20 protein-coding genes are annotated in these 23,946 nt (G+C 59.4%); 13 read left to right on the forward strand and 7 right to left on the reverse strand.

Annotated features, from left to right (window positions below; translation table 11 throughout):
• The first annotated feature begins 135 nt into the window (after positions 1-135).
• The gene (locus CKW16_RS03260; RefSeq protein WP_095127182.1) at positions 136-654 is read left to right on the forward strand and encodes a glycine cleavage system protein R; all 519 of its coding nucleotides are present in this window, start codon (positions 136-138) and stop codon (positions 652-654) included.
• Positions 655-869: 215 nt separating this feature from the next.
• On the opposite strand, the gene rarD is transcribed toward CKW16_RS03260, so the two are convergent.
• The 5 genes from rarD to CKW16_RS03285 form a co-directional block, all read right to left on the reverse strand.
• On the reverse strand, positions 870-1,757 hold the full coding sequence (gene rarD, locus CKW16_RS03265; protein ID WP_046045337.1) for an EamA family transporter RarD: 888 nt from the start codon (positions 1,755-1,757) through the stop codon (positions 870-872).
• A gap of 203 nt (positions 1,758-1,960) precedes the next feature.
• Positions 1,961-2,935, reverse strand: a complete 975-nt coding sequence (locus CKW16_RS03270) for a serine/threonine protein kinase (protein ID WP_095127183.1) — start codon at positions 2,933-2,935, stop codon at positions 1,961-1,963.
• A 118-nt stretch (positions 2,936-3,053) separates the two neighbouring features.
• Positions 3,054-4,955: a PhoX family phosphatase gene (locus tag CKW16_RS03275; protein ID WP_095127184.1), complete on the reverse strand. Its 1,902-nt coding sequence runs from the start codon at positions 4,953-4,955 to the stop codon at positions 3,054-3,056.
• 58 nt (positions 4,956-5,013) lie between these two features.
• Positions 5,014-5,778 (reverse strand): TOBE domain-containing protein, encoded by a 765-nt coding sequence (locus CKW16_RS03280; RefSeq protein WP_095127185.1) that lies wholly within the window; start codon positions 5,776-5,778, stop codon positions 5,014-5,016.
• A 63-nt stretch (positions 5,779-5,841) separates the two neighbouring features.
• On the reverse strand, positions 5,842-6,582 hold the full coding sequence (locus CKW16_RS03285; RefSeq protein WP_095127186.1) for a ComF family protein: 741 nt from the start codon (positions 6,580-6,582) through the stop codon (positions 5,842-5,844).
• 92 nt (positions 6,583-6,674) lie between these two features.
• Between CKW16_RS03285 and bioB the strand changes: the two genes are divergently transcribed.
• From bioB to CKW16_RS03320, 7 genes are all read left to right on the forward strand, one after another.
• Positions 6,675-7,730: a biotin synthase BioB gene (bioB, locus tag CKW16_RS03290; protein WP_008147151.1), complete on the forward strand. Its 1,056-nt coding sequence runs from the start codon at positions 6,675-6,677 to the stop codon at positions 7,728-7,730.
• A 137-nt stretch (positions 7,731-7,867) separates the two neighbouring features.
• Positions 7,868-9,046, forward strand: a complete 1,179-nt coding sequence (bioF, locus tag CKW16_RS03295; protein WP_095127187.1) for an 8-amino-7-oxononanoate synthase — start codon at positions 7,868-7,870, stop codon at positions 9,044-9,046.
• Complete coding sequence (locus tag CKW16_RS03300; protein WP_046052400.1) at positions 9,039-9,770, forward strand: alpha/beta fold hydrolase; 732 nt, start codon at positions 9,039-9,041, stop codon at positions 9,768-9,770. The genes bioF and CKW16_RS03300 overlap by 8 nt, the downstream gene beginning before the upstream one ends.
• Positions 9,763-10,575 carry a malonyl-ACP O-methyltransferase BioC gene (gene bioC / locus CKW16_RS03305; RefSeq protein ID WP_095127188.1) on the forward strand — a complete coding sequence of 271 codons (813 nt, stop codon included), beginning with the start codon at positions 9,763-9,765 and terminating at the stop codon, positions 10,573-10,575. The genes CKW16_RS03300 and bioC overlap by 8 nt, the downstream gene beginning before the upstream one ends.
• Positions 10,572-11,252, forward strand: a complete 681-nt coding sequence (gene bioD / locus CKW16_RS03310; RefSeq protein ID WP_095127189.1) for a dethiobiotin synthase — start codon at positions 10,572-10,574, stop codon at positions 11,250-11,252. The genes bioC and bioD overlap by 4 nt, the downstream gene beginning before the upstream one ends.
• Before the next feature lie 121 nt (positions 11,253-11,373).
• Positions 11,374-11,670 (forward strand): pyrroloquinoline quinone biosynthesis protein PqqE, encoded by a 297-nt coding sequence (locus CKW16_RS03315; RefSeq protein ID WP_095127190.1) that lies wholly within the window; start codon positions 11,374-11,376, stop codon positions 11,668-11,670.
• Between the two features lie 277 nt (positions 11,671-11,947).
• The gene (locus tag CKW16_RS03320) at positions 11,948-13,753 is read left to right on the forward strand and encodes a phenylacyl-CoA dehydrogenase (RefSeq protein ID WP_056741279.1); all 1,806 of its coding nucleotides are present in this window, start codon (positions 11,948-11,950) and stop codon (positions 13,751-13,753) included.
• Positions 13,754-13,841: 88 nt separating this feature from the next.
• Here the strand turns inward: CKW16_RS03320 and CKW16_RS03325 are convergent, their stop codons facing one another.
• Positions 13,842-15,419, reverse strand: a complete 1,578-nt coding sequence (locus CKW16_RS03325; protein ID WP_095127191.1) for a hypothetical protein — start codon at positions 15,417-15,419, stop codon at positions 13,842-13,844.
• Positions 15,420-15,824: 405 nt separating this feature from the next.
• Here CKW16_RS03325 and CKW16_RS03330 point away from each other — a divergent pair, with 405 nt between their 5' ends.
• From CKW16_RS03330 to CKW16_RS03340, 3 genes are all read left to right on the forward strand, one after another.
• Complete coding sequence (locus tag CKW16_RS03330) at positions 15,825-17,114, forward strand: GGDEF domain-containing protein (protein WP_095127192.1); 1,290 nt, start codon at positions 15,825-15,827, stop codon at positions 17,112-17,114.
• Between the two features lie 90 nt (positions 17,115-17,204).
• Positions 17,205-19,001 carry an acyl-CoA dehydrogenase C-terminal domain-containing protein gene (locus CKW16_RS03335; protein WP_095127193.1) on the forward strand — a complete coding sequence of 599 codons (1,797 nt, stop codon included), beginning with the start codon at positions 17,205-17,207 and terminating at the stop codon, positions 18,999-19,001.
• 187 nt (positions 19,002-19,188) lie between these two features.
• Complete coding sequence (locus CKW16_RS03340; protein ID WP_095127194.1) at positions 19,189-20,967, forward strand: acyl-CoA dehydrogenase C-terminal domain-containing protein; 1,779 nt, start codon at positions 19,189-19,191, stop codon at positions 20,965-20,967.
• Positions 20,968-21,194: 227 nt separating this feature from the next.
• On the opposite strand, the gene CKW16_RS03345 is transcribed toward CKW16_RS03340, so the two are convergent.
• The gene (locus tag CKW16_RS03345; protein ID WP_095127195.1) at positions 21,195-22,124 is read right to left on the reverse strand and encodes a LysR family transcriptional regulator; all 930 of its coding nucleotides are present in this window, start codon (positions 22,122-22,124) and stop codon (positions 21,195-21,197) included.
• A 169-nt stretch (positions 22,125-22,293) separates the two neighbouring features.
• On the opposite strand from CKW16_RS03345, the gene CKW16_RS03350 reads away from it, so the two are divergent.
• A complete protein-coding gene (locus CKW16_RS03350) occupies positions 22,294-23,577 on the forward strand; it encodes an aspartate aminotransferase family protein (RefSeq protein WP_095127196.1) in 1,284 nt (427 codons plus the stop codon).
• Between the two features lie 208 nt (positions 23,578-23,785).
• The gene (locus CKW16_RS03355) at positions 23,786-23,944 is read left to right on the forward strand and encodes a YqaE/Pmp3 family membrane protein (RefSeq protein ID WP_007904205.1); all 159 of its coding nucleotides are present in this window, start codon (positions 23,786-23,788) and stop codon (positions 23,942-23,944) included.
• The last annotated feature ends 2 nt before the right edge of the window (positions 23,945-23,946 follow it).

A 23,946-nucleotide genomic window follows, 5' to 3' on the forward strand; every position in this document is an offset into this window, starting at 1 on the left:
TAAATATAAAAACTTGTACACATAATCTTCATTGCCCTGCTATGGGGCTTTGGTTTTCTGAGACGCCGAGCCGATTCCCGGCCCTTGCCTATACTTGGTCTTCTATAACAAAAGTCATGACAAGAGGGCTGCGCCATGGACCACCTCGTACTCACTGTTTTCGCTCCGGACAAGCCAGGGCAGGTCGAGCGCATTGCCCAATGCATCGCCGAGCACGGCGGCAACTGGCTGGAGAGCCGCATGTCGCGAATGGCCGGGCAGTTCGCCGGGATTCTTCGTGTGGGCGTGCCGGCCGAGGCCTACGATGAATTGGTAGATGCCTTACAGGCATTGTCCGCCCATGGCATTCGCGTGCTGATTGCCGAAAGCGGCATCGAGCAATCCTGCACCTGGAAGCCGATAGCCATGGAATTGGTGGGCAATGACCGCCCGGGGATCGTACGTGACATCACGCGTCTGCTGAGTGAACAGGGGGTGAACCTGGAAAGTCTGGTGACCGAAGTACGTCCGGCGCCGATGAGCAGCGAGCCTTTGTTCCACGCAGAAGCGATTCTCGCCGTGCCGCTGACGCTGTCCCTGGACGTGCTGCAATCGCGCCTGGAAACCCTGGCGGATGATTTGATGGTCGAATTGGTACTGCGCAGTGAACCCTGAGCAGGTTATCCAAGTTATACGTGCACCTGCCTGTGGATAACCTGTAGAGACAGCCCGCCAGGCCACGTCGGCCGGGGTTCTTCAGGATTTGATCAAAAAACCAGCAGTTTCAGGGACTTGCGCACAAACGCCGGGGATCACGTTGTGGATAACCTTGGGAAGGATCGATGCAGGCCACGGTAGCCGTGGCCTGTAGAGGTTTGTGCGTTTTTTGATCAGCGGCGGCGTCGCAGACTTATCCACGCGTCGACGCTGTAAACCGCCAGACCCGCCCAGATAAAGATGAACGCTACCAGTGTGCTCGACGACAAATGTTCGCCAAACAGCAGAACGGCCTGCAACAGCACCAGCGTTGGCGCCAGGTACTGGAGGAATCCCAGCGTCGTGTAGGGCAAATGCCGTGCAGCGGCGTTGAAACACACCAGCGGCACCAGCGTCACCGGACCAGCGGCCACCAGCCACCAGGCTTCTGACGTGGTCCAGAATTCGGCTTGAGCGCTGCTCGCGGTGGGGTTGAACAGCAACCACGCGACGGCAATCGGCACCAGCATCCAGGTTTCCACCACCAGGCCCGGCAGCGCCTTGACCGGTGCCTGCTTGCGGATCAGTCCGTAGAAACCGAAGGTCAGCGCCAGCACCAGGGACACCCACGGCAGACTGCCGACTTGCCAGACCTGCTGCGCGACGCCGACCGCCGCCAGGCCAACCGCCAGCCATTGCATGCGGCGCAGTCGTTCGCCAAGGATCAGCATGCCCAACAGCACGTTCACCAGCGGGTTGATGTAGTAACCGAGACTGGCTTCGAGCATGCGCCCGTTGTTCACCGACCAGACGTAGGTCAGCCAGTTGGCCGCGATCAGCGTGCCGCTCAGGGCCAGGATCGCCAGGCGTTTAGGGTTGTCACGCAACTCGCGCCACCAGCCCGGATGTTTCCACACCATCAGCAGCAAGGCGCCGAACAGCGCGGACCAGAGCACTCGGTGGATGATGATCTCCACGGCGGGCACGCTGGCGATGGCTTTGAAGTAGAGCGGGAAAAGTCCCCAGATGATGTAGGCACTCAGGCCCAGAATGTACCCGCGACGCGGGTTGGCGGCTTGCATTCAGAATCCTTGCTTAGGCAGCTAACAAAGAGGGGATTGTAAGGAGGTTTGCCTAGGAAAGTCTTACCTGATTAGGTAGGGCAATTGTGAATACCTGACTGTGGGAGTGAGCCTGCTCGCGATAGCGTTGTGTCAGCAACTGATGTGCTGAATGTGTCGCCGTCATCGCGAGCAGGCTCGCTCCCACAGGGGGCCGTGTTGGGTCAGAAGAGTTTTAGGGGTTCTTCATTCAGGGCCGCCAGTTGTTCGCGCAAGGCCAACACCTGATCGCCCCAATACCGCTCCGTACCAAACCACGGAAAACTGTGCGGGAACGCCGGGTCGTCCCAGCGGCGGGCGAGCCAGGCGCTGTAGTGCATCAGGCGCAAGGCGCGCAGCGGTTCGATCAATGCCAGTTCCCGCGGATCGAAGTCGTGGAACTCACTGTAGCCGTCCATCAATTCTGACAACTGACCGAGACATTCCTGACGATCACCCGCCAGCATCATCCAGATGTCCTGCACCGCCGGGCCCATGCGGCAGTCGTCGAGGTCGACGATGTGGAACATCTCGTCGCGGCACATCATGTTGCCGGGGTGGCAGTCGCCGTGCATGCGGATGTTCTTGTGCGGCGTAGCGTTGTAGACCTCTTCCACCCGTTTGAGCAGGTCGCGGGCCACGGACTCGTAGGCCGGCAGCAGACTTTTGGGTACGAAATTGCCTTCGAGCAATGTCGTCAGCGAGTCATGACCGAAGTTCTTCACACCCAGCGCTTCACGGTGTTCGAACGGTTTTGTAGTGCCGACGGCGTGCAGGCGACCGAGCAGTTGCCCCAGGCGATACAGCTGATCGAGATTGCCCGGCTCCGGCGCACGGCCGCCACGGCGGGGGAACAGGGTGAAACGGAAACCGTTGTGTTCGTGCAGGCTGGCACCGTTGTGAATCATCGGCGCGACCACCGGCACGTCGCACTCGGCGAGTTCGAAGGTGAATTGGTGTTCTTCGAGAATCGCTTCATTGGTCCAGCGCTGCGGACGGTAGAACTTGGCGATCAGCGGCTCGGAGTCTTCGATACCGACCTGATAGACACGGTTCTCGTAGCTGTTGAGCGCCAGAATGCGCGCGTCGCTGAGAAAGCCGATGCTTTCGACGGCATCGAGCACGAGGTCTGGGGTGAGGGTTGCAAACGGGTGGGCCATGCTGACTCCTGCGCGCGGCAGGCTGCCGCGTCCGGCCAAGCATGGTAGCGCAGACGGGGCTTCTTTAGGGGGATCGTTCCCACGCGGAGCGTGGGAACGATCATTAGGGGGGCGTTTATCAGGCGCCGACGATCCCGCCGTCCTCGCGGGAAATTGCCATCACCGAAGACCGCGGCTTGCCATTTGGCAGATGCTCAGGGAACGTCGACCCACCGTTCTCCCCCGGATGCTGAATCCCGACAAACAAGGTCTTCTGGTCTGGCGAGAAGCTGATCCCCGTCACCTCGCAGCCCACCGGCCCGACCATGAAGCGACGAATCTCCCCGGTCACCGGATCAGCGCAGAGCATCTGATTGTTGCCCATGCCCGCGAAGTCGCCGGCGTTGCTCGAATCGCCATCGGTGAGAATCCACAACCTTCCGGCCTTGTCGAAACCCAAGCCGTCCGGGCTGTTGAACATGTTCTGCGGTGTGATGTTCGACGAGCCGCCCTTCGGCGTACCGGCGTGAACACCGGGGTTGCCCGCGACCACAAACAGGTCCCAGGAAAAGCTTTTGGCACCGTGATCGTCACGGTCTGTGCGCCAACGCAAAATCTGTCCGTAGACGTTTTTCTCGCGAGGGTTCGGTCCGCCCACCGGCTGGCCATCCTCGCCACGCTTGGCGTTGTTGGTCAGCGTGCAGTAGACCTGGCCATCCTTGGGGCTGACAACGATCCATTCCGGACGGTCCATGCGCGTGGCTTTCACCACGCTGGCGGCGAGGCGGGCGTTAATCAACACTTCGGCCTGATCGGCGAAACCGCTGCTGGCGTCGATGCCGTTTTTACCGTGAGTCAGTTCGATCCATTCGCCCTGGCCTTTTGGGTGATCGGTGTTGCCGTCGCCCGCGTCGAAGCGCGCCACGTACAAGGTGCCATGGTCCAGCAGGTCGCGGTTGGCCTTGGGGTTTTTGTGGTTGATCTTGTCGCGGCTGACGAATTTGTAGATGAACTCACCGCGCTCATCGTCGCCCATGTACACCACGGCGTGACCGTCACCGGTTTCGGCCAGGGCGGCGTTTTCATGTTTGAAGCGGCCCAGCGCGGTGCGTTTGACCGGCGTCGATTGCGGGTCGAACGGGTCGATCTCCACGACCCAACCGTGACGGTTGAGTTCGTTGGGATTTTTCGCCAGGTCGAAACGCTCGTCGTGCGGGTGCCAGTTGATCTCTTTGCTGGCCGCCACCGCGCCGTAGCGTTTCTGCGCGGCGTCGAATTTTTGCTCGGCATTGCTGCTGCCGAAGCAGTCGGTGAAGTTTTCTTCGCAGGTCAGGTACGTGCCCCACGGCGTCTTGCCGTTGGCGCAGTTCTGGAAGGTGCCCAGGACGTTCTTGCCGTGTGGGTCGGCACTGGTTTTCAGCAGCGCGTGGCCGGCGGCCGGGCCGCTCAGGCTGATTGGCGCGTTGCCGTGAATGCGCCGGTTGTAGCGCGAGCCCTGGACGAAATGCCACTGGTCGTTCTTGCGCTGCACTTCGATCACCGACACGCCTTCGCAGGCCAACGCCTTGCGCACGTCAGCAGCCGATTGCGGCATGCCGCCGTGGGCGTAGAGGTAGCGATAGTTGGTGTATTCGTTGTTGATCGCCATCAGCGCCCGGTTTTTGTCACCGGGAAACTCGAACAGGCTCATGCCGTCGTTGTTGTCGCCGAACTGGACTTCCTGATGCTCGGCCGTGCCGTTGCCACTCGGGTCGAACGCCGGACCGTTCTTCTGCAGGGGTTGGCCCCAACTGATCAATACCGAAGATTTGTAGCCTGGCGGCAGAGTGATGGCATCGCTGGTGGCGGCGGGAATACTGTCAAACCCCAACAGTTTGCTGGAGCCGGCGCTGACGCTGGCGGCCAGTACGCTGCGGCTCAGCAGGTTGCCGCCCAGGAACATTGCTGCACCGCAAAGGGCGCCGGCGCTGATGAAGCCTCGGCGGCTGAGGCCGACCATTTTCTCGAGGTCGGTGGATTGGTTGTCTTCTAATAGGCTCACATCAGGCTCCCTGCGGGTTTTTGCAGTCACCTTAATGAGCGTTAATGACACTTGTGTTTCAAAGCGGTGTACCGAGCAAAACGTTGGATGGTGCGAACTGCACCAGCACCGGTTTATTGGCGGCCAGACCGAGGGTTCTCAAGTGCAGCGGCTCGGCCAGCGCGCAGAGTGTCTGGCCATTGGGCAAGCCGATGCGCACTTCGCTGGGGCCGTCCTCGGCGTCGAGAATTTCCTCGATAATGCCCTTCAGGCAATTATTGCCGGGTGTTGCCCCTTGATCGATGCCCAGCAACTCCAGCCAGCCGGCCTTGATCAGTGCGACCACTTCGGTGCCGGTTTCGAGTTCCAGACGCAGGGTGCTGTCGTGAGTGATCTGCGCATCGATGCTCAAGCCTTCGGCCAGTTCAAGGCGAATCCGGTCGTTGTGCCCTTGGTTCTCAATTGCCACAACCTTGCCATGCAGTTGATTGCGCGCGCTGGTTCTGAGCATCAGTCGACCGAGCAGGTCGAGATCGCTGGCATCTTCGGCGGCTTCCAGCACCTGAGCCTGCAAGGCTTGCAGCTTTTGATACAGGCGCAATACGCGCTCGCCTTCGCTGGAGAGTTTGGCGCCACCGCCGCCCTTGCCGCCGACACTGCGCTCCACCAACGGTTTTTGCGCGAGGTTGTTCAGCTCGTCGATGGCGTCCCAGGCCGCTTTGTAGCTCAGCCCCGCGCTTTTCGCGGCACGGGTGATCGAGCCCTGTTCGGCGATGTGTTGCAGCAACGCGATGCGCTGCGGACGACGGACGATGTGCTGGGACAACAACGTAGGCAAGGACATGGCAAGACGCTTTGGGCTGTGGCGATGGGAAGGACGTTGGCGGCTTGGGGCCCGGGAGTCAAGTCAGGGCGCATCGCCGGGTTTGGGTGTGCGGGCCAGGCAATAGACGTCGACACGTGCGGCGCCGGCGTCCATCAACAGGCGAGCCAAGGCTTGGGCCGTGGCGCCGGTGGTCAACACATCGTCCACCAATGCTAAATGACGACCCTTGGTGCACGCATCGGGCGTCAGGGCGAAGGCGTTGCGCAGGTTCTTTTTGCGGGCCTCGGCATTCAGGTCCTGTTGGGCGCTGGTGTCCTGAATTCTCAGCAACAGCGTTTCATCGCACGGAATCTCGAGGCTGGTGCTGAGCCAACGGGCGGGCATCGCGGCTTGGTTGAAACCCCGTTGGCGCAGGCGTTTGGTGGCCAGCGGAACCGGGATGAGCGCGTCGGGTCGATTCAGGTCTTCATCGAAGCGATGTTGCAGAAACTGAGCGAGAAGCTCGGCAAGCAGGCGACCAAACGGCCACTTCGCAGAGTGTTTGAAGCGTGTGATCAACGTGTCCACAGGAAAGCTGTAAGTCCAGGGCGTAGCGACCCGTTCAAAGGCTGGCGGCAGTTTCAAACATTGGCCACAGGTCAGGCCAGCAGTGGGCAACGGCAGGGCGCAGGTTTGGCATTGATCGCCCAGCCAGGGCAACTCCGTTTCACAGGCCATGCAGAGGGGTGTGCATTCATCGGCGGGTTCTGAACAGAGCAAACAGAGTTGTTCGTTTTTTAACCAGATGTAAACCGGTCCTTCGTATCGTGGTTGACAGCGCATGAGTCTTCCTTAAATATGCCGAACATCCGTGTCGCGTCTGTGGGTATTCCATTCCCCAGTCGCTTGCCAAGCATAAAACAAAGGAAACGCCCATGAGCGCCAGCACCACTGCAACCCTGCGTCATGACTGGTCTTTGGCCGAAGTCAAAGCACTCTTCGTTCAGCCATTCAATGACCTGTTGTTTCAGGCGCAGACGGTGCACCGCGCGCATTTCGACGCCAATCGGGTCCAGGTGTCGACGCTGCTGTCGATCAAGACCGGTGCCTGCCCGGAAGATTGCAAATATTGTCCGCAGTCCGGTCACTACAACACCGGCCTGGAAAAAGAAAAGCTGATGGAAGTGCAGAAGGTCCTCGAAGAGGCCGCTCGCGCCAAGGCCATCGGTTCGACCCGTTTCTGCATGGGCGCGGCGTGGAAACATCCGTCGGCCAAAGACATGCCTTACGTGCTGGAAATGGTCAAAGGCGTGAAAGCCATGGGCCTGGAAACCTGCATGACCCTCGGTCGTCTCGATCAGGACCAGACCGTTGCGCTGGCCGACGCCGGCCTCGACTACTACAACCACAACCTCGATACCTCGCCGGAGTTCTACGGCAGCATCATCACCACACGCACCTACAGCGAGCGCCTTCAAACCCTGGCTTACGTGCGTGAATCGGGGATGAAGATCTGCTCCGGCGGCATCCTCGGCATGGGCGAGTCCCTCGATGACCGCGCCAATCTGCTGATCCAGCTGGCCAACCTGCCGGAGCACCCAGAGTCGGTGCCGATCAACATGCTGGTGAAAGTCGCCGGTACGCCGCTGGAAAATGCTGACGATATCGATCCGTTCGACTTCATCCGCATGCTCGCTGTCGCACGCATCCTGATGCCGCAATCCCACGTGCGCCTGTCCGCCGGCCGCGAAGCGATGAACGAGCAGATGCAGGCCCTGGCGTTCTTCGCCGGTGCCAACTCGATTTTCTACGGCGAAAAACTGCTGACCACCGCCAACCCGCAGGCGGACAAGGACATGCAGCTGTTCTCGCGTCTGGGCATCCTGCCGGAAGCGCGCGAAGAGCACGCTGACGAAGTGCATCAGGCCGCGATCGAACAAGCGCTGGTTGAGCAGAAGAGCAGCGAGCAGTTCTATAACGCTGCTGTTTGAAGCCTCCACCGAACCTGTAGGAGCAAAGCTTGCTCGCGAAGGGATCGCCTCGGTCATTCAGAAAAACCGAGGTGCCTTAATCGCGAGCAAGCTTTGCTCCTACAGAGCTGTATCTCCTTCCCACTCGCGAGGTCTGCATGTCTTTCGATCTCAGCGCGCGCCTTGCTGCCCGTCGTGCCGAAAATCTCTACCGCCAACGCCCATTGCTCGAAAGCCCCCAAGGCCCGGAAGTGGTGGTCGATGGTCAGCCGTTGCTGGCGTTCTGTAACAACGACTACCTGGGCCTGGCCAATCACCCGCAAGTGATCGAAGCCTGGCGCGCCGGTGCGGCCCGTTGGGGTGTTGGCGGCGGCGCGTCGCATTTGGTCATCGGCCACAGCAGCCCACATCACGCGCTGGAAGAGGCCCTGGCCGATTTCACCGGTCGCCCGCGCGCGCTGTTGTTCACCACCGGTTACATGGCCAACCTCGGCGCAGTCACCGCGCTGGTCGGGCAGGGCGATACGGTGCTGGAAGACCGGCTCAATCACGCGTCCCTGCTGGATGCGGGTCTGTTGTCCGGGGCGCGCTTCAATCGCTACCTGCACAACGACGCGGCGAGTCTGGCCAAGCGTCTCGAGAAGGCGACCGGCAATACCCTGGTGGTCACCGACGGCGTGTTCAGCATGGACGGCGACATCGCCGACCTGCCGGCGCTGGCTCGAGAGGCGAAAGCCAAAGGTGCCTGGTTGATGGTCGATGACGCTCACGGGTTTGGTCCGCTGGGCGCCAATGGTGGCGGGATCGTCGAGCATTTCGGCCTGAGCCAGGAAGATGTGCCGGTTTTGGTCGGCACCCTCGGCAAGGCGTTCGGGACCGCCGGGGCTTTTGTCGCCGGCAGCGAAGAGCTGATCGAGAGCCTGATCCAGTTCGCCCGTCCCTACATTTACACCACTAGCCAGCCGCCGGCGCTGGCCTGCGCGACGCTGAAGAGCCTTGAGTTGCTGCGCACCGAACACTGGCGACGTGAGCATCTGAAAACGTTGATCCGCCAATTCCGCCACGGTGCCGAACAAATCGGCCTGGAGTTGATGGACAGCTTCACGCCGATCCAGCCGATCATGATCGGCGATGCCGGGCGTGCGGTTCGACTGTCGCAGATGCTGCGTGAACGCGGTCTGATGGTGACGGCTATCCGTCCTCCGACCGTGCCCGCCGGCAGCGCCCGACTGCGGGTGACCCTGACCGCCGCGCACAGCGAGGCACAGGTGCAGCTATTGTTAAATGGACTGGCCGATTGTTTTCAACAACTGGGACCGGAGCCAAGCCATGCGTGATCGTCTGATTCTGCTGCCCGGCTGGGGCCTCGGAATTTCTCCCCTGGAGCCCTTGGCGGCAGCGTTGCAAGGACTGGATGAACACTTGCGGGTCGAGATCGAGCCGTTGCCGGAACTGGAATCGAGCGATCTTGAGGAGTGGCTCGATGAGCTGGACTCGACGTTGCCTCAGGACGCCTGGCTCGGCGGCTGGTCGCTCGGCGGCATGCTCGCTTCAGAATTGGCGGCCCGGCGCGGCGATCGTTGCTGCGGCTTGCTGACCCTGGCGAGCAATCCTTCTTTTGTCGCCCATGAGCAATGGCCGAGCGCGATGCCTGCCGAAACCTTCGATGCGTTTCTGGCCGGTTGCAAGGCTGATCCGCGCATGACGTTGAAGCGTTTTTCGCTGCTCTGCGCTCAGGGTGCCGAAGACCCGCGCGGGTTGTCTCGGCTGTTGCTCGGTGGCGCGCCACACACTTCGGCAGAGGTGCTGATGAGCGGCCTGGAGTTGCTCGCACAACTGGATACCCGCCAGGCTTTGCAGGCGTTTCGCGGCCCGCAATTGCACTTGTTCGCCGGCCTCGATGGACTGGTTCCAGCCGAAGCGGCGGGCGACCTGCTGACATTGCTGCCGGATGTTGAAATTGGTCTGATCGAGCAGGCCAGTCACGCGTTTCTTCTGGAAGACCCTCACGGTGTGGCGGGGGCGATTCAGGCCTTTTTGCATGAGTCCGGTGATGACTGATTTATCCCTTCCCAACCTGCCCGGCGGCTTGCCCGACAAACGCCAGGTGGCGGCATCTTTTTCCCGTGCGGCGGCAAGCTACGACAGCGTGGCCGAATTTCAGCGCGACGTTGGCAGTGAATTGTCGAGTCGTTTGCCGGAGGACTTCGTGCCGGGTGTGTGGCTGGATCTGGGCTGCGGCACCGGGCATTTCAGTCGTGCATTGGGCGAGCGATTTCCTGCCAGTCACGGCCTGGCCCTGGACATCGCCGAAGGCATGCTCAATCACGCCCGGCCGTTGGGCGGTGCAATGCATTTCATCGCTGGCGATGCCGAGCGGTTGCCGTTGCAGGATTCGACCTGCGATCTGATCTTCTCCAGCCTGGCGGTGCAGTGGTGCGCGGACTTCGCTTCGGTGCTCAGTGAAGCCAATCGCGTATTGAAACCAGGCGGAATTTTCGCGTTTGCTAGTCTGTGCGTAGGCACACTGTTCGAGCTGCGTGACAGCTGGCGTCAGGTGGATGGCATGGTGCACGTCAACCGCTTCCGCGAGTTCGGGGTTTATCAACAGCTTTGCGCGGACAGTGGGTTGAGCGTCGCGAGTCTGGAAACCCGACCGCACGTGTTGCATTACCCGGATGTGCGCAGCCTGACCCATGAGCTGAAGGCGCTGGGCGCACACAACCTGAACCCCGGTCGGCCGGGCGGTTTGACCGGCAGGGCGCGGATCCTCGGTTTGATCGAGGCTTATGAGCGGTTTCGTCAGGCCAAAGGATTGCCGGCGACTTATCAAGTGGTCTACGCCGTGTTGGAGAAACCCTTATGAGCGCAGCCTATTTCATCACCGGTACTGACACCGATGTCGGCAAGACCACCATTGCCGCAGCTTTGCTGCATGCCGCGCGGTCGGCCGGTTTGAGCACGGCGGCGGGCAAACCGGTCGCCTCCGGTTGCGATGTGACGCCCAAGGGCTTGCGCAATGCCGATGCGTTGGCGTTGCTGGCGGAGTGCTCAGTGCCTTTGACTTATGCACAGGTCAACCCTATGGCGTTCGAACCGCCGATCGCACCGCATCTGGCAGCGCGGGAGGCTGGCGTGGCATTGACGGTGCAATCACTGTTGACGCCCATGCTGGAGATTCTCGATATGCAGGCGGATTTCACCTTGATCGAAGGTGCTGGCGGCTGGCGGGTGCCTTTGGCAGATCAGGACAATCTGTCGGACCTGGCGATGGCGCTGGATCTGCCGGTGATCCTGGTGGTGGGTGTGCGCCTGGGTTGTATCAACCATGCGCTGCTGACGGCCGAGGCGATTGCTCAGGACGGTTTGCAGTTGGCGGGGTGGGTGGCCAATATCATCGATCCAAAGACTTCGCGCCTGGAAGAAAACCTTGCAACACTTGCTGAGCGGATCCCGGCACCGTGCCTTGGGCGAGTGCCGAAACTTAAGGTGGTGACGGCTGAAGCGGTGGCGGAGTATCTGCAGCTGGACTTACTGGACTGACTTTTTCTGGCAGGGGTTTTAACTATGACAAGGCACTGTGCCATTAGTGTTTTTGTCGGGCCTTTTGACGGTGGGTCTGGTTCAATGGCCGCTGTTGATCCTTTGTAGGACGAGTTCTCCCATGGAAATCTCAGGAAACACCGCTTTTTATGCCGGTCTGAGCACTATTCAGACAGGGCAGAACCGCGTCGATCAAGCCTCTGGCCAGATCGCCAACAACACCATCGAACGTTCGGTCACCAGCCAGTCTTCCGAGGCTCAGGTTGATCGCCTGCGCTCGGTGGATCGCAGTCAGCAGTCGGACCTGGCCAGCAATATGGTCGAGATGTCCCAGGGCAAATTTCAGGTTGAACTGGGCGTCAAAGTCGCCAAGGCTTCTGACGAAATGCTCGGTACGTTGATTGATACCTACGCTTGACCCCAAGCTGAATCCGCTCCCACAACGCCGCGACTATTCGCGGCGTTTTTCTGCGTAAGTCCTTCTCGCTCAACTAATCTCTTCTGCACAGCGTATTGCTCAGGCGACGGTGTTGCGTGGCTGTGGATCTGGCATTTGCATCGGATGATGACGAACGGCAAAAGATCGGCGCTTGACAAGAATTAGGCGTAAACGTATGTTTCAAACAACTGTTTGACCGCCACAACAAATCAACGCGGTCGTTCATTCCCGGTTACATCAGCAGAGGTTTATCGCTATGCCTGACTACAAGGCCCCCTTGCGTGATATTCGCTTCGTTCGTGACGAACTGCTCGGCTACGAAGCGCACTATCAGAGCCTTCCGGCTTGCCAGGACGCAACTCCAGACATGGTTGACGCCATTCTTGAAGAAGGCGCCAAGTTTTGTGAGCAGGTGCTGGCTCCGCTGAACCGCGTGGGTGACACCGAAGGCTGCACCTGGAGCGAGTCCGGCGTTAAAACCCCGACGGGCTTCAAAGAAGCCTACAAACAATTCGTCGAAGGCGGCTGGCCTAGCCTGGCCCATGACGTAGAGCACGGCGGCCAAGGCCTGCCGGAATCTCTGGGTCTGGCCGTCAGCGAAATGGTTGGCGAAGCCAACTGGTCGTGGGGCATGTACCCAGGCCTGTCACATGGCGCGATGAACACCATTTCCGAGCACGGTACGCCCGAGCAGCAAGAGGCTTACCTGACCAAGCTGGTTTCCGGCGAATGGACCGGCACCATGTGCCTGACCGAACCGCACTGCGGCACCGACCTGGGCATGCTGCGCACCAAGGCTGAACCTCAGGCCGATGGTTCCTACAAAGTTTCCGGCACCAAAATCTTCATCTCGGCCGGTGAACACGACATGGCCGACAACATCGTCCACATCGTGCTGGCACGTCTGCCGGATGCACCGGCGGGCACCAAAGGCATTTCGCTGTTCATCGTTCCCAAGTTCATGCCGAACGAAGACGGTTCGGTCGGCGCACGCAATGCTGTGACCTGCGGTTCCCTGGAACACAAGATGGGCATCCACGGTAACGCCACCTGCGTGATGAACTTCGACGCGGCCACCGGTTTCCTGATCGGCCCGGCGAACAAAGGCCTGAACTGCATGTTCACCTTCATGAACACCGCACGTCTGGGCACCGCGCTGCAAGGTCTGGCTCACGCCGAGATCGGCTTCCAGGGCGGTCTGAAATACGCTCGTGATCGTCTGCAAATGCGCTCCCTGACTGGCCCGAAAGCGCCGGAAAAAGCCGCTGACCCGATCATCGTGCACCCTGATGTACGTCGCATGCTGTTGACCATGAAAGCGTTCGCCGAAGGCAACCGCGCGATGGTTTACTTCACCGCCAAGCAAGTCGACATCGTTAAATACGGCGTGGACGAAGAAGAGAAGAAGAAAGCCGACGCACTGCTGGCTTTCATGACGCCAATCGCCAAAGCCTTCATGACTGAAGTCGGCTTCGAATCTGCTAACCACGGCGTGCAAATCTACGGCGGCCACGGCTTCATCGCCGAGTGGGGCATGGAGCAGAACGTTCGCGACAGCCGCATTTCGATGCTGTACGAAGGCACCACCGGTATCCAGGCACTCGATCTGCTGGGCCGTAAAGTGCTGATGACTCAAGGCGAGGCCCTGAAAGGCTTCACCAAGATCGTCCACAAGTTCTGCCAGACCAACGAAGGCAACGAAGCGGTCAAAGAGTTCGTCGAGCCATTGGCTGCGCTGAACAAAGAATGGGGCGAGCTGACCATGAAGGTCGGTATGGCTGCCATGAAAGACCGCGAAGAAGTCGGCGCGGCGTCGGTGGATTACCTGATGTACTCCGGTTACGCCTGCCTGGCTTACTTCTGGGCTGACATGGCGCGTCTGGCTGCCGAGAAATTGGCTGCCGGCACCACCGAAACGGCGTTCTACACCGCCAAGCTGCAGACTGCGCGCTTCTACTTCCAGCGCATCCTGCCGCGTACCCGCACTCACGTTGTCACCATGCTGTCGGGCGCTAACAACCTGATGGACATGAAAGAAGAAGACTTCGCGCTGGGTTACTAAGCCTCACGCTGCTCTTCAATAAACCGCCGCTTCTTTTGGGAGCGGCGGTTTTTTTATGGGCGCCAGACACGCAACGCTGCAGCGTCCATCAAGGCGTCGGGATAAAAGGCGTGCCATCGCAATAGAAGTTCCCCGGCAAAACACCCCTGACCGGTACGGCCTCCGGGGCTGACCGAATCGCTTGCCCGGCCGCATTGAGCGTCGTATAGAAGACGTACATTACCCCTCTGCCGATCAGGCCCATGGTCAATGGATACGGCACGTTCAAGGTCTGACCCAGCGTCGCAGCGTCGGCTGACAGCAAGGCAGAGACGGTGACTGGCGGATTGATCAGCGTGGAGCCATCGTCCTGTCGACTGAGTGCACAGTTCACAGTAACCGTCGCATTGACCCGCAAGAGCACCGAGGGCGGGATAAATACCTCAATGAAACGGTTGGAATAGGGCAGGTCACTGGGTTGCGGGGAGTTGCAGGTGAGATTGCCATTGTTCAGGTTTCTTACCACTGGCGGCAGCAACTGCATGAAGGTCGACAGATTGAAGATCAGATTCCTGGCGACCAGCCCGTCGAAGTTTACCCCGCCACTGGTGATCCTGAACCTGACGGATGCCGGCGTATCATTGGTGTTGGCTCCCGGAACAGCGGCTTGCACGCGTGCCGCAGGGACCACCAACCGCATCGGCAACGACTGCCCGGCATACACAACAGCCACCGCCGCCAGCGTACCGACGAGCACCGTGATGGAGTTGCCAATCTGCAAACCGTCGACACTGTCCAGCCACACCTCCATCCCGGCTGGGGTGATATCAGCCAGGGTCACTGTGTTGTCTGGCGCAATAGCCTGCGTCACCCGCGGCACGGGAATATTTGAAGGCGCTATTTGAAGCGCGACCCTGACTTCAAGGATCAATGAGTCTCGAGCGCGATTGCCGGCTCGGTCCATAAGGCGGTAGATCAGCTCGCCAGTGCCGCGGGTACGAAAAATTTCCGCCGGGACGGCGATAAATCGATCGGCCGGAGAATCGGGCAAAGTAACAACCGGCGGAACGGCATAAGAAACCTCCCTGTGACTATTAGTGTTTCCGTAGTAGGGCACGTAGCGCAGGCCAATCTGGTTATCGATTTCGGGGTGCGGTGGTATCCGGAACATAACGGGGTCGTTGGCGAGCAGATAAGCCTCGGTGATCAGCGCAGTGTCGAGGTTGAGCGGTAGCAGCGGGCGTGGCGGTGTGATGGTCAGGTGGCCAAAAGGTGCAGTTTTCTGAATCAGCAACCGGGTGCTGGCGGTGGCGCTCAGTAAATTGTCGCCGTCATCCAGAACGTACGTGAGCCGATACTCGCCTTCACTGCCTACCTTACGGCGCGCTACAAGCACCTCGAAATCCCCGGCGGGATACGCCGCCATTTGATGGTAGGCAAGGATTTCATATTCACCCGGAGACGGTAACTCTGCGTATATCCGGATAATGGGGCGTGACCCGGCGGGACCGGGTTGTGGCAATGCCGGGATGCGAATACGCAGGTCACGTGCCGTCGCCGTCAGGGGAATCAAGCCACCGGAATTGGGTATGGCTTCCACCACGCTCAGCGGTAGCAGCCTGGGTATCGCATCACGAATCTGAGCAAGTGAAGTGGTGCTGACTGCCTCGATAATTAGGTCTTCCATACGTGTCACTCCTGTCAGGTTTGGACGACACTCTCCTATCCCGAAAGTGGTGGCAGGGCTCCGGTGAGTGGTGCAGGGAATTAAACGCTGTTAAAACACCGACCGATACTGTCATAAGTGACAGTTGCAAATGGCGTGCATTTTGCATGAGGCGTGATGTTGCCAAGCGCCAAGCTCTGAAGGCTTTCCTGCTCCGGCGATCCGACATCTGTAAAAAAGCCATGGTTGATCGATCTAATGGCTATCAGCCACTTTTTTCTGAAATACCTGGCAAATCGCTCAGAAAAACCGAATTTCTGCCGTTATAGAGGGTGCGGTGTGATGCAGATCACATTGCGTGTGCTTAATTGTGCCAAGTAAAGGCACAATGCCATCTTCGATTTGCCCGGGCCGGAGCTCAACCCCTTGCCGCGTTCTTCTGCTGTACGTTTCAGCCATTTCCTGCCGTCATTACTGCTTTTACTCGCGGGGCTTGCGGCTGCGTACGTGAAGGATCTGAACGTCTTTTTCACCTCGCTGTTCAACGTACTGCCAACCCTGGTGTTGTTGCTCGGCGGTGCTTACTGCGCGGTTTACCGACGTCAGCGTGAGCTGTTTCTGATGGTTACGGTGTACATCGCCTACTATCTGCTCGACACCCAGACCGACTATTACCGCGACAACGGCAAGGTTCGTGAAGACGCAGCCGTGGTGTTCCATTTGTGTTGCCTGCTGTTGCCGTTGCTGTTCGGCATCTTCGCCGCGTGGCAGGAACGCACTCATTTGTTTCAAGACATGGTGGCGCGCTTCGCCGTGTTGCTGGCCTTCGGTAGCGTGGCGTTGGGACTGGAACAAAGTTACCCGCAGGCGCTGTTGATGTGGTTGTCGGAGATCCGTTGGCCAGCGTTGCATGGCGCCTGGATGAGCCTGATCCAGTTGTCTTATCCCGTGTTCATCGCCTCGTTTGTGTTGCTGGCCTGGCAATACTGGCGCAACCCGAGACCCTTGCATGCTGCCCAACTGGTGGGCTTGCTCGGTTTGTTCTGGATGTTGCCGAAAACCTTCATCCTGCCGTTCACCTTGAACATCATGTGCAGCCAGGTGATGTTGATGATTGCCGCAGCGGTCGCCCATGAGGCCTATCAAATGGCCTTCCGCGACGAACTTACCGGCCTGCCGGGGCGCCGCGCCTTGAACGAGCGGATGCAGCGATTGGGGCGCAATTACGTGCTGGCGATGAGCGACGTCGATCACTTCAAGAAATTCAACGACACCCACGGTCACGATGTCGGCGATCAGGTATTGCGACTTGTCGCCAGCAAGTTGTCGAAAATCGGCGGAGGCGGTAGGGCGTATCGCTACGGCGGTGAAGAATTCGCCCTGGTGTTCGCAGGCAAGACCCTCGAAGAGTGCATGCCGCACCTGGAAGTCATCCGCGAATCCATCGCCACCTACAACATTCAACTGCGCAATCAGGACAGCCGTCCTCAGGACGACCAGCAAGGTCGTCAGCGTCGCGCGGGCTCGGGCGCCTCCAGTGTATCGGTCACCGTCAGCATTGGCGTGGCCGAACGACTGGAGCAGCGCACTCCCGAAAAAGTGCTCAAGTCCGCGGACGAGGCGCTCTACAGTGCCAAAGGTGCCGGTCGAAACTGTGTGGTGGCGTTCGGTCAGACCCGCCGTGGCGCAGTGCGCATGGACGCCGCTAATGATTGAGTGATGATGGCGCATTCAGCGTCTGGACTGTGATTGTGAGGCCGGGTGCGCGGCAGTAGGTTTGGGGAATCTGCTGCCGGAGAAATGACCATGCCTGAGTACAAAGCTCCCCTGCGCGACATGCGCTTTCTGATCGACCACGTTTTCGATTTTCACAGCAACTACGCCGCGCTGGGCGCCACCGATGCCAGCCCGGACATGGTCAATGCGATCCTCGAAGAAGGTGCAAAGTTCTGTGAGAACGTTCTCGCACCGCTGAACCGCAGCGGCGACGAAGAAGGATGCCATTTCGACAATGGCGTGGTGACTACGCCTACAGGCTTCAAGCAGGCCTTCGCACAGTACGTTGAGGGTGGCTGGCACGGTATGGCGGCTGATCCGGTTTACGGTGGCCAGGGTTTGCCGAGCTCACTGGGGCTGGTGATCAGCGAAATGGTCGGCTCCAGCAACACCTCCTGGGGCATGTACCCCGGTCTGACTCACGGTGCAATGTCGGCGATCCACGCCCATGGCACTGAAGAGCAGAAACAGACTTACCTGAGCAAACTCACCGCAGGCCAATGGACCGGCACCATGTGCCTGACCGAAGCCCATTGCGGCACTGACCTGGGCATCATCAAAACCCGCGCCGTGCCTGCGGCCGACGGCAGCTATGCGATCTCCGGCAGCAAGATTTTCATCTCCGCCGGCGAGCACGACATGAGTGAAAACATCATTCACCTGGTGCTGGCGAAACTGCCGGACGCTCCGGCCGGGACCAAGGGCATTTCGCTGTTTATCGTTCCTAAATTCCTACCCAATGCCGAGGGTGAGGCGGGCGAGCGCAACGGCGTTTCCTGTGGCTCGATCGAACACAAAATGGGCATCAAGGCCTCGGCCACCTGCGTGCTGAACTTTGACGATGCCAAGGGCTTCCTGATCGGTGAGCCGAACAAGGGCCTGAATTGCATGTTCACCATGATGAACCATGCACGACTGGGCACCGGCATGCAGGGCTTGTGTCTGGGGGAGGCGAGCTTTCAGGGCGCGATCAAATACGCCAACGACCGACTGCAGATGCGAGCGCTGACCGGCCCGAAAGCGCCGGAAAAAGCTGCCGATCCGATCATTGTTCATCCTGACGTGCGCAGGATGTTGCTGACGATGAAAGCCTTCAACGAAGGCAACCGGGCGCTGACTTATTTCACTGCTCAGTTGCTGGACGTGGCGCATCTGAGTCCGGATGAGACGACGCGTCAGGATGCCGAAGACCTGCTGGCGTTCCTCACGCCAATCTGCAAAGCCTTCATGACCGATACCGGACTGGAAGTGACCAACCACGGCATGCAGGTGTTCGGTGGTCACGGTTTTATCCGCGAGTGGGGCATGGAGCAGTTGGTACGCGACTGCCGGATCGCACCGATCTACGAAGGCACCAACGGCATTCAGGCGCTGGACTTGCTTGGAAGAAAAGTCCTCGGCAGCCAAGGGAAATTGCTGCGCGGGTTCACCAAAATCGTTCACAAGTTCTGTACGGCAAACGCCGGACATCCGCAACTTGCCAGCTACGTGGCGCAGCTCAACGACCTGAATCAGCAGTGGGGAGAGGTGACCGCCAAGGTCGGCATGGCCGCGATGAAAAATCCGGATGAAGTCGGCGCGGCTTCGGTGGATTACCTGATGTACAGCGGTTACATCATCCTCGGCTATTTGTGGCTGCGCATGGCGCTGGTCGCTCAGGCGCAGCTCGATTCGGGCAGTGGCGATGCCGATTACTGCCAGGCCAAACTGGCAACCAGCGAGTTTTACTACAAGCGTTTGCTGCCACGCACGGCGGCTCATCGGGCGGCCATCGAGGCGGGTAGCGATTGTCTGATGAACCTGCCTGCGGAGTTATTCGCACTATAGTGTTTCAAGCCGAGGTAAAAGAGCCCGCCTGGTTGCGGGCTTCTTTAATGGTTTGCCCGCCAGTGACTAAAAATAACAAAATGGTCACGAGCTGACCCTATGTGTCGTAAAAGTTGTTGGGTTACACTCAAACCCAACGAAAGCACCACTCCTACGAATCACCTGTTTAGATCTTGCGAGGTTTGCCATGGCTGACTACAAAGCGCCCCTGCGCGATATGCGCTTCGTCCTCAATGAAGTTTTCGAGGTCGCCAAACTCTGGGCCGAGCTGCCTGCGCTGGCCGAGACTGTCGATGCTGAAACGGTCGAAGCCATTCTCGAAGAAGCCGGCAAGGTCACCAGCAAAAGCATCGCACCCCTGAGCCGTGCGGCTGACGAAGAAGGTTGCCATTGGGCGGACGGTGCCGTCACCACGCCGGCAGGTTTCCCACAGGCTTATCAGACTTACGCTGGAGGCGGTTGGGTCGGTGTCGGTGGCGATCCGACCTACGGCGGCATGGGCATGCCCAAGGCTGTTTCGGCTCAGGTCGAAGAAATGGTCAACTCCGCCAACCTGTCGTTCGGTCTGTACCCGATGCTGACCGCGGGCGCCTGTCTGTCGATCAACGCCCACGCCAGCGAAGAGCTGAAAGCCGCGTATCTGCCGAACATGTACGCCGGCGTCTGGGCCGGCTCCATGTGCCTGACCGAGCCGCACGCCGGTACTGATCTGGGGATCATCCGCACCAAGGCAGAGCCTCAGGCCGACGGTTCCTACAAAGTCAGCGGTACCAAGATCTTCATCACCGGCGGTGAGCACGACCTGACCGAGAACATCATTCATTTGGTACTGGCCAAACTGCCAGACGCACCGGCGGGGCCCAAAGGCATTTCGTTGTTCCTGGTGCCCAAGTTCATGGTCAATGCCGATGGCAGCCTGGGCGCACGTAACCCGGTGACCTGCGGTTCGATCGAACACAAGATGGGCATCCAGGCCTCCGCGACCTGTGTGATGAACTTCGACGAGGCCGTGGGTTATCTGGTCGGCGAGCCGAACAAAGGCCTGGCCGCGATGTTCACCATGATGAACTACGAACGTCTGGGTGTTGGTATCCAGGGCCTGGCCAGCGGCGAGCGTTCGTACCAGAACGCCGTCGAATACGCCCGCGACCGTCTGCAAAGCCGTTCGCCGACCGGCGCGCAGAACAAGGACAAAGTCGCTGACCCGATTATCGTCCACCCGGACGTGCGTCGCATGCTGTTGACCATGAAAGCCTCGAACGAAGGCGGCCGTGCCTTTTCGACCTACGTGGCCATGCAACTCGATACCGCCAAGTTCAGCGAAGACGCCACCACCCGCAAACGCGCGGAAGATTTGGTGGCCTTGCTGACCCCGGTGGCCAAGGCGTTCCTGACCGACCTGGGTCTGGAAACCACGATTCACGGCCAGCAGGTTTTCGGTGGCCACGGTTACATCCGTGAGTGGGGCCAGGAGCAACTGGTCCGCGACGTGCGCATCACCCAGATCTACGAAGGCACCAACGGCATTCAGGCGCTGGACCTGGTAGGACGCAAGATCGTCGGCACCGGCGGGGCGTTCTACAACCTGTTTGCCGACGAGATCCGTCATTTCACCGCGACTGCCAGTGCTGATCTGGCCGAGTTCACCAAGCCGCTGAACGATGCCGTGACCACCCTCGACGAACTGACCGCGTGGCTGCTCGATCGGGCGAAAAGCAACCCGAACGAAATCGGCGCTGCCTCGGTCGAGTATCTGCAAGCATTCGGTTACGTGTCTTATGCGTACATGTGGGCACTGATGGCCAAGGCCGCTTTAGGCAAAGAGGCGCAGGACGATTTCTACGCGAGCAAGTTGGGCACGGCGCGCTTCTATTTCGCACGTCTGCTGCCGCGTATTCACTCGTTGAGCGCGTCGGTGAAGGCCGGCAGCGAGTCGTTGTTCCTGCTGGATGCAGGGCAGTTCTGACAATGTAACGTCATGTAAGCATTCTCTTACATGACGTACTGCTCTTCTCCCATAGATGAAGATTGGATCCACAGCTAATCTACTTCACATGGACGTCGCGCAGGAAGCGCAAAGCAACAACACGGACACGTAGGATTCTGCCAGGACGGCGGAGTGAAATGGATGTCAGGGAAACAGTCTGCAAAGCCCCGCTTCGGCGGGGTTTTCTTTTATCTGCAGAAAAGTGCTCAGCTCATTTCATCCAGTGCTGCCGGGCTGCTTAAACGCCCCTCCGAGCCATTCATTACTTCCTCCAGCAACGTACGCAGTAAGGCCATAGAGGCCTGTTGCCGCTGCACATCCCGACACACCAAGCCAACTTTCAGCGGCACCCTCGGCTCGCTCAATGGTTTCCACAACAGTTCCTTGTTGCCGTGTGCCTGTTGCGAGCGTCCGGGCAACACCGTCGCCAGTCGCGTGTGCGGCAGACTGTCGAGAATCCCCGCCATGTTGTTCAGTTCTGCCTGTACCTGCGGACGTCGTCCCAGATTGGCCAGTTGCGCCTGCCAGATCTGCCGTACTTGAAACTCTTCACCCAGCAGCAACATCGGCAATTCGGCGGCCTGACTCATGGACACTTTCTTGAATTCCCGCAACGGGTGATCCGCCGGGATGACCAGGGTCAGCTCGTCTTCGTACAGCATCACGCCGTGCAGCCCCGGCTGACGAGGCGGCAGATAGCTGATGCCGATGTCCAGAGAACCGTTGAGCAACCGCCGCTCGATTTCCAGCCCCGTCAGTTCATAGATCTGCACCACCAAATGCGGCTGCGCCTTGCGCACGCGTTCGAGCATCTGCGGCACCAGGCTGGTGTGGACGGTTTGCAAGACGCCGATGGCCAACGTGCGCAGCGCTTGACCCTTGAAGTTGCCCAAGGCTTCCCGTGCCCGCTGCAATCCATCCAGTAAGGGCAGGGCATGGTTGTACAAAGTATGAGCAGCCAGGGTGGGCAGCAGGCGTTTACTGCTGCGTTCAAACAGGCTCACATCGAGGTTTTGCTCGAGGTGGCGGATCTGCTGGGACAGCGCCGGTTGGGAGATTGAAAGCCGCTCGGCAGCCCGGCCCACATGACCTTCTTCATAGACCGCGACGAAATAACGCAGTTGTTTGAAATCCATAAGGAATGCTTATCGAAAATGCTGGGAAATCGAAATGGCTCAAGGCCTTGGCTGAGCCTAGTCTAACCGCATTCACAAGGCTTACAGGGCCGCAGAGCGCGATGAATAGCGTTTGCTTCGAGGGTGTTTACATAGGTAAGGCAAAAAACCTCGCACGAGGTTTGATCAGATGAACTTGTTCAGCTTGCGGCGCAATCCTCCGAGTCTTGATGACTTGGCCGTGGACGCCTTCCTGCCGTCCAAAGACGACAATCTTTCCAGCGAGTGCCTGATGCCCAGTGTCGAGCGACCGAAACAGATATTCGTGCGCGGCCAGGGTTCATGGTTGTGGGACAGCGATGACCGCGCGTATCTGGATTTCTCACAGGGTGGCGGGGCCAATAGCCTTGGACACAGCCCTTCGGTACTGGTCAACGCCATTGCGATGCAAGCTCAGTCGCTGATTAATCCCGGTTTCGGCCTGCATAACCGCGGCATGCTCAATCTTGCTGAGCGCCTCTGCTCCAGCACCGGCAGTGATCAGGCGTATCTGCTCAACAGTGGCAGCGAAGCCTGTGAAGCGGCGATCAAACTGGCGCGCAAATGGGGCCAACGACATCGCGGCGGGGCCTCGCGGATCATCGTTGCCAACAACGGTTGCCATGGTCGTAGTCTGGGGACGATTTCGGCGTCGGACAGTTCGAATCTGACTAACCGATTCGAGCCGTTGCTTCCAGGCTTCAGTCACGTGCCGTTCAATGATCTTCCGGCCTTGCATGCGGCCGTCGATGCCCAGACCGTGGCGATCATGCTCGAACCGATCCAGAGCGAAGCCGGGGTGATACCGGCCACCGAGCATTACCTCAAAGGGGTCGAGCGCCTGTGCCGTGAGCTGGGCATTCTGCTGATCTTTGACGAAGTGCAAACCGGTATCGGCCGTTGCGGCACTTTGCTCGCCGAACAATCCTACGGCGTGCGGGCAGACATCGTCGTTCTCGGCAAAGGGCTGGGTGGTGGCGTGCCATTGGCGGCGTTGCTGGCGCGGGGCAAAGCCTGCTGTTTCGACGTCGGCGAAGTGATGGGTACTCATCATGGCAATGCACTGATGACGGCTGCCGGGCTTGCCGTGCTCAACAGCGTGCAGGACAAGGGATTTCTCGATCATGTCGGGGAAACCGGTCAGCACCTGAGCGAAGGTCTGCAGCGTTTATCCCATCGCTATGGTCACGGCGAGTTGCGCGGGCTAGGACTGTTCTGGGGGCTTACCTTGTCCGACGAATCGGCTGATGCCGTCGTCAAAGCGGCGTTGTACGAAGGCTTGCTGCTCAACGCTCCGCAGCCTGATTGCCTGCGCTTTACCCCGGCCCTGACCGTCAGCAAAGCCAATATCGACGAAATGCTCCTGCGCCTGGCCCGCGCCTTCTCCCGTGTGCGCACTGCGCAACTGCAGTGTCGCAAAGGGATTGCCGTCTGATCAGACCCGTCCTACACGAACTCCCGAACCGTCTCGCGGTATAACGCATCGCCCCATGCCTGATTCTTTTGGCGTGGGGCGTTTTTTTGTCTCTGCATTTCGCCGGAAAGGTTTCACTCTCGGACGTGATGGCACTGAACCCTGACGAACGGCAAAGGTCGATTAGCTGTAGGCTCACACGAGCCAACTTTAATCAGGAACTGACCCCATGGACTTTATTCGCATCATCATCGCCATTCTGTTGCCGCCACTGGGTGTGTTTCTGCAAGTCGGTTTCGCCGGGGCGTTCTGGCTGAATATTCTGCTGACGCTGTGCGGTTACATCCCCGGGATCGTGCATGCGGTGTACATCATCGCCAAGCGCTGAAA

The organism is Pseudomonas sp. Irchel s3h14 (assembly GCF_900187425.1).
GTDB lineage: Bacteria > Pseudomonadota > Gammaproteobacteria > Pseudomonadales > Pseudomonadaceae > Aquipseudomonas.

Bases quoted from the DNA above. Each gene is read 5' to 3' on its own strand.
- CKW16_RS03260 (WP_095127182.1), top strand. From the start codon at position 136: ATGGACCACCTCGTACTCACTGTTTTCGCTCCGGACAAGCCAGGGCAG.
- CKW16_RS03350 (WP_095127196.1), top strand. From the start codon at position 22,294: ATGAACTTGTTCAGCTTGCGGCGCAATCCTCCGAGTCTTGATGACTTG.
- CKW16_RS03320 (WP_056741279.1), top strand. From the start codon at position 11,948: ATGCCTGACTACAAGGCCCCCTTGCGTGATATTCGCTTCGTTCGTGAC.
- CKW16_RS03300 (WP_046052400.1), top strand. From the start codon at position 9,039: ATGCGTGATCGTCTGATTCTGCTGCCCGGCTGGGGCCTCGGAATTTCT.
- CKW16_RS03285 (WP_095127186.1), bottom strand. From the start codon at position 6,582: ATGCGCTGTCAACCACGATACGAAGGACCGGTTTACATCTGGTTAAAA.
- bioC (WP_095127188.1), top strand. From the start codon at position 9,763: ATGACTGATTTATCCCTTCCCAACCTGCCCGGCGGCTTGCCCGACAAA.
- CKW16_RS03280 (WP_095127185.1), bottom strand. From the start codon at position 5,778: ATGTCCTTGCCTACGTTGTTGTCCCAGCACATCGTCCGTCGTCCGCAG.
- bioB (WP_008147151.1), top strand. From the start codon at position 6,675: ATGAGCGCCAGCACCACTGCAACCCTGCGTCATGACTGGTCTTTGGCC.
- CKW16_RS03355 (WP_007904205.1), top strand. From the start codon at position 23,786: ATGGACTTTATTCGCATCATCATCGCCATTCTGTTGCCGCCACTGGGT.
- CKW16_RS03340 (WP_095127194.1), top strand. From the start codon at position 19,189: ATGGCTGACTACAAAGCGCCCCTGCGCGATATGCGCTTCGTCCTCAAT.
- bioD (WP_095127189.1), top strand. From the start codon at position 10,572: ATGAGCGCAGCCTATTTCATCACCGGTACTGACACCGATGTCGGCAAG.
- CKW16_RS03345 (WP_095127195.1), bottom strand. From the start codon at position 22,124: ATGGATTTCAAACAACTGCGTTATTTCGTCGCGGTCTATGAAGAAGGT.
- CKW16_RS03315 (WP_095127190.1), top strand. From the start codon at position 11,374: ATGGAAATCTCAGGAAACACCGCTTTTTATGCCGGTCTGAGCACTATT.
- CKW16_RS03325 (WP_095127191.1), bottom strand. From the start codon at position 15,419: ATGGAAGACCTAATTATCGAGGCAGTCAGCACCACTTCACTTGCTCAG.
- rarD (WP_046045337.1), bottom strand. From the start codon at position 1,757: ATGCAAGCCGCCAACCCGCGTCGCGGGTACATTCTGGGCCTGAGTGCC.
- bioF (WP_095127187.1), top strand. From the start codon at position 7,868: ATGTCTTTCGATCTCAGCGCGCGCCTTGCTGCCCGTCGTGCCGAAAAT.
- CKW16_RS03335 (WP_095127193.1), top strand. From the start codon at position 17,205: ATGCCTGAGTACAAAGCTCCCCTGCGCGACATGCGCTTTCTGATCGAC.
- CKW16_RS03270 (WP_095127183.1), bottom strand. From the start codon at position 2,935: ATGGCCCACCCGTTTGCAACCCTCACCCCAGACCTCGTGCTCGATGCC.